Origin of the sequence: Holdemanella sp. DFI.5.55 (assembly GCF_020593575.1) — a bacterium.
Classification (GTDB): domain Bacteria; phylum Bacillota_I; class Bacilli_A; order Erysipelotrichales; family Erysipelotrichaceae; genus Holdemanella; species Holdemanella hominis.
Genome location: NZ_JAJDMK010000101.1, coordinates 1 through 5,655 on the forward strand (window position 1 = coordinate 1; position 5,655 = coordinate 5,655).

Annotated in this window: 5 protein-coding genes; all 5 read left to right on the forward strand. The window is 34.0% G+C overall.

The features are described 5' to 3' along the window. Positions 1-357: 357 nt before the first annotated feature. The 5 genes from LJE08_RS12565 to LJE08_RS12585 are packed head-to-tail and all read left to right on the forward strand — an operon-like array spanning position 358 to position 5,428. A complete protein-coding gene (locus tag LJE08_RS12565) occupies positions 358-1,239 on the forward strand; it encodes a PRD domain-containing protein (RefSeq protein ID WP_004801002.1) in 882 nt (293 codons plus the stop codon). Next, positions 1,232-2,620: a PTS transporter subunit EIIC gene (locus tag LJE08_RS12570; protein WP_117816331.1), complete on the forward strand. Its 1,389-nt coding sequence runs from the start codon at positions 1,232-1,234 to the stop codon at positions 2,618-2,620. Before LJE08_RS12565 ends, LJE08_RS12570 begins: the two co-directional genes overlap by 8 nt. 2 nt (positions 2,621-2,622) lie before the next feature. Further along, on the forward strand, positions 2,623-3,114 hold the full coding sequence (locus LJE08_RS12575; protein WP_004797835.1) for a PTS glucose transporter subunit IIA: 492 nt from the start codon (positions 2,623-2,625) through the stop codon (positions 3,112-3,114). 1 nt (position 3,115) lies between these two features. Next, a complete protein-coding gene (locus LJE08_RS12580) occupies positions 3,116-4,552 on the forward strand; it encodes a glycoside hydrolase family 1 protein (RefSeq protein WP_106988920.1) in 1,437 nt (478 codons plus the stop codon). A gap of 57 nt (positions 4,553-4,609) precedes the next feature. Continuing rightward, positions 4,610-5,428, forward strand: a complete 819-nt coding sequence (locus LJE08_RS12585) for a Cof-type HAD-IIB family hydrolase (RefSeq protein WP_227403405.1) — start codon at positions 4,610-4,612, stop codon at positions 5,426-5,428. Positions 5,429-5,655 lie beyond the last annotated feature (227 nt).

Consider the following 5,655-nt stretch of genomic DNA (forward strand, 5'->3'; position numbering starts at 1 on the left):
AACTTTTTCTCAGAATAGCCTCTAAACATTCATGGTGCAAACCTCTAAAGACGGGTAAAAAATAAAAATTTGACGAAAAAAAAGACGTACATAAACGACATTTGGCTATTTTAGCTATGAGCAAGTGTTAAACTCCCGTATGTATTGTTATGTTTCTGAATTTTTATTCCAAAACCAGAAAAAAATATAGAATACTGTTGACATTGAAAGCGGTACCGGCTATACTTACGGTGTAATACAAATTAAGACTTGTTACTTAATCTAAGCTATTAAGGCAAATTCTTACGTTAGTTTATCTGAGGCGGTAAACTAAATGTTTGAGTTTGCCTTTTTAATTTGTATTAAGGGAGGAGAATCATGCTCAAGTTAGATAAACAGGTGTACAGGACATTTAAAGTAGTGAACAATAATATTGTTATCGTTAAAGATTCAAACGGCCGTGAAATGATAGCGATAGGAAAGGGACTTGGGTTTAAAAAAAGCAAGAATGATATTGTTTATCCTGAAGAAATTATGAAGACATATATTTATCTGGACAGACAGAAAAATTTAAATCTTACTTTATTTGAAGAAGTGCCTTTCGAAGTGATTGAAGTATCACAACATATTATTGATTATGCTGCTAAAACATTGAATCAAAAATATAATGTCAACTTACTTGTCAGTCTTTCGGATCATATTGATTTCAGTGTTAAACAATTCAGAGAGGGAAATAATACCTCAAAGTTGTTTAATGAAGAGATTAAGAGATTTTACGAAGATGAGTACCAAGTAGGTAAGTGTGCTATTCAATATATTAACGAAACTCTGCATGTAGATCTTCCAAAAGATGAAGCAACATCTATTGCTTTCCATCTGATTGTGGCGTCTCAAGAAAAAACAAATATTGAAACAAGAGAATTGCTCGAAGGCGTAAACAGTATTGTGAATATCACAATGAAATATCTTGGAAATCAGATAGATGAAGATTCGTTAGCGTATTCAAGGTACATTATTCACCTGAAATTTTTCTTAAGCAGAATTGTCAGTCATCAAACTTCTAACGGTTCTATTGAAGTTACTAATATATTCGGTCAATTGGTCACGAAGTATGAAGGAGTTGACAGGTGTATTCATGAAATCAGTGAATTTATTAATGGAAAGTTTAATTACAGATGTACTGATGAAGATTGTATTTATTTAATGATTCATATTGTAAGGCTGTATGAGTTACAAAGAAAGGACAATAATAATGGCTAAAATAGATTATGATAATTTGACAAAGCAGATAGTGGAATATGTAGGTGGTGTCGAAAATATCAAAACAATTACACACTGCGTAACACGTTTAAGGCTATATTTGAATGACAGAAATAAAGCAGAGGATGAGAAAATTAAAAATCTACCTGGAGTATTAGGTGTGGTTTATGGAAATCAGCAGTACCAGATTATTCTTGGTGAACATTTATTCCCTGTATTTGATAATCTTGAAAAAAATTATTCAGTACAGACAGAAGCTCCAATTAATGAGAATCTTGATGAAAATCTTGTATCTGGTAATGAGAAGAAGAATTTCAAATATTATTTTGAAAAAGCAATTACATTTATGTCTCAGTCACTGACACCATTCATTACTGTGGTATATGGAGCAGGTATGCTGAAAGTAATTCTCTCTTTACTGAGTTACTTCATCCCATCAGTAGCAAGTTCTACAGCATATACAATGCTTAACTTCATGTCCAGTGCACCATTCTACTTTATGCCTGTATTAGTGGCATATGGTACAAGTAAAGTTTTAAAATCCAATCCTGCTTTTTCAATGGCAATTGCACTGACATTGGTATATCCGGATTTTAATACTATTATGACTGCCGGAGAAGCTACTACAATGTTTGGACTTCCTGTACATTTAGCTTCCTATGGTAGTACATTACTTCCAGGTATTTTTACAGCTATTCTATGTGCATATCTGGAAAGATTCTTCTACAGAGTAATTCCTGGATTATTCAGAAGTGTATTTGCTCCATTATGTGTATTCTTAATTGGTTTTCCAATCGTTGTATTAGCATTAGGTCCTATTGGTAATATTGTTGGTTCTTGGATTGTCGCAGGTATCATCTGGTTACAAGCACATGTAGGTGGATTTGCTCCGGGTATTATTGCCGCAGCTCAGCCATTCTTGGTTATGATGGGTGTAAATATGTTGCCTGTAGCTCCTATGATGGAATTGTTCTCTCGTACTGGGTATGATAACGTGTTCAGACCTGGTTGGATTTTACATAACATTTCTGAATGTGGTTCCTGTTGTGCTGTTGCTTTAAAAACTAAAGATAAAGAATTTAGGGCAACTGCATTATCAGCTGGTATCGGTGCTATGCTTTCCGGTGTTTCTGAACCTGCATTATACGGTGTTAGTCTTCGCTTGAAAAAACCGATGATTAGTATTGTAGCTGGTGGTATTGCTGGTGGTGCTGTTGCCGGGTTTATGGGTGCTAAAGCTTTTGCAATGGGTTATTCTTCTATCCTTGGTGTAGTTATTTTTGAAAAAACTATGGGAGCAATTCTTGCGGGTGTTGCTGTTTCCTTCGTGGTCTCATTTCTATGCACTTATGTTTTATATGATGGAAAGGGCATCAAATAAGTATGTTTAAGTTGTTTTCAAAAAAAGAAGAAAACACAAATGATTTTGCAGCTGTGGTAAGTGGGAAAATCATTCCACTTACTGCAGTGAATGACGATGTGTTTTCTAAAGGTATGATGGGAACCGGTGTTGCCATTGTGCCTGACGATGATGTAATTGTGGCTCCATGTGATGGAGAGGTCACAATGTTGTTTCCTACCATGCATGCATTTGGAATGAAAAATGAAGATGGTGTAGAAATACTGGTACATATCGGTATTGATACTGTAAATAAACAAGGTGTTGGATTTAAAAAGTTTGTAGATGCTGGCACAACAGTCCACAGAGGGGATAAAATCATTCGCATGAATTCCTATGATTTGAAACAGGAAGGATATGATCTGACAACAATGATGATTTTTCCTGGTTGTGAGAAGAAAATGAGTTTCACTACAGATGGATATGCAAAAAAAGGAAAAACAATAGTAGCTGAATATAAGAAAGAAGGAGAATAATATGGCATTTTTAAATAAAGAAGTAAAAAAGGAATTTCCTGAAGGATTTTTATGGGGTGGTGCAGTAGCTGCTAACCAATGTGAAGGTGCTTATCTAGAAGATGGCAAACAAATGTCTACTGCTGACATTAAAGCAAGAGGTTTTTTTGGAGGATTGAGAAGAGATGCAGATTATTATCCTACTCATAAGGCCATTGACTTCTATCATACCTATAAGAGTGATTTAAAATTGATGGCTGAAGCTAATTTTAATATCTTCAGAACATCTATCAACTGGGCCAGAATTTATCCGACTGGAGAAGAAGAAACTCCTAATCAAAAAGGACTTGATTTCTATCATGATATGTTTAAATACTGTCATGAACTTGGAATGAAAGTAATGGTTACTATTTCTCATTATGAAACACCATTATATTTAGTAGACACATATGGTGGATGGGATAATCGTAAATTTATTGAGTTTTATATGAAGTTTGTCAGAACGATTGTTGATAATCTTGACGATGTTGTTGATTACTGGCTGACATTTAATGAAATTGGTAACGCGGCTGTAAAACCTATCTGTTGGGATGCTGCATGTATTTATCCTGACAGCGAAAATCTGCTGCAAAGAATGTATCAGGCAGCACATCACCAGTTTGTAGCAAGTGCACTTGCAGTAAAGTATATTCACCAGCATTCTAACCATGCTAAAGTTGGGGCGATGATTGCGTACAAGACAGTGTATCCTTACACATGTAACCCAAAAGATGTTATTGCTGCTGAAAAAGAAAAGAGAAAAGAGTATTTCTTCTCCGATGTTCAGGTAAGAGGAAAGTATCCGGATTATATCTGGCAGTATTTTGAAGAAAATAATATCAAAATCACTTTTGAAGAGGGAGATGAAGAAATTATTGCTTCTTATCCTGTAGACTTCATTACATTCTCTTATTACAGAAGCAGAGTAGTATCTTCTGAAGAGACTGAAGCTGCTGAAAAGATTATTGATACAAATACACTTGAAGGTATTGTAAATCCATATTTACCAAAGACAGGATGGGGATGGTCAGTTGACCCAGACGGATTAATGCTGGCTTTACAGGATTTATATGACAGATATCAGAAGCCATTATTTATTTCTGAAAATGGATTAGGCGCTATTGACACGGTAGAGGAAGGTAATGTAATTAATGATGATTATCGTATTGATTACATGAGAAAACATGTTCAGGCTATGCAAAGAGCTATTGAAAAGGGTGTTGATCTGTTCGGATATACTATGTGGGGTCCTATTGATATTGTTTCTAATGGTACAGGACAAATGTCAAAGAGATACGGCATCATCTACGTTGATTTGGATGATGAAGGAAATGGTACAGGAAACAGATATCTGAAGAAGAGTTACAATTGGTACAAAACGGTCATTGGTACTAATGGCAAAGATTTAGGAATTGAATAAAAAATAGAAAAGATGTTCGGAAATCATAGAACATCTTTTTTATCAGGAGTTGTGAATATGGCAATATTGTTTTTAGATGTAGATGGGACATTAATTAATTATAAAGCACAAATACCATCATCAGCAAAAGAGGCGGTTATCGCAGCAAGAAAAAATGGGCATTTTGTATTTTTGTGTACTGGATGTTCTAAACAGGAAATACTGGAAAGACATTTTGATTTTGAATTGGATGGTTTTATTGGAGGAAATGGAAATTATATTGAAGTACAAGGCACAGAAATATTTCATAAACCATTAACTTATGTTCAATGTAAACATTTTACAGATTGGTGTATTTCAAGATCTCTTGCCTATAGATTTGAGTGTAACAGTGGCATATATATCAGTGATGATTATATGGAAAAGTCAGTACAGGCTCGTATGAAATATGCATTTGGTAATAATAAATCAGTTGTAAATGCACCAATAAACCCAGCTTTTAGAAAAATGACATCAAAATATAGAGATGATGTAAACAAGACAGCATTTGTATTAAATAGTTATCAAGATTATCTGGATGCCGTGAAAGAGTTTAAGGATATGGTTGTGGGAACCTGGGGTGGAAAAGGGCAACTTGCCCTTTATGGAGATACCAGTCCCGAAGGAATCAGTAAAGAATTTGCTATCAATAAGTTACTGGACTATTTACATATAGATAAAAAAGAATCTATATGTTTTGGTGATTCTTCAAGTGATCTTCCTATGTTTAATGCCTGTAATATAAAGATTGCCATGAAAAATGGAAACGATGAAATAAAGCAAAAAGCAACCTATATTGCCGATGATGTAGATGATAATGGAGTATATAAAATGTTCAAACAATTACAAATCATTTAATATGATGCATATAAAAAACAATGTTAAATACATTTCAGAAGATTGTGAAATTTTGTGTATTCCTTTATGGCATGAATGGTTTTTAGATAGTATAGTACCTGACTTTAGAGGTTGAATAGTAAAAAATGGTGCAACACTCGATATTTGATTATCAAGTATGCATCATTTTTATTTGTTTATCTGTTAGATAATAATTTGTTATTGGTTGATTTAATTTTTTGGATAGA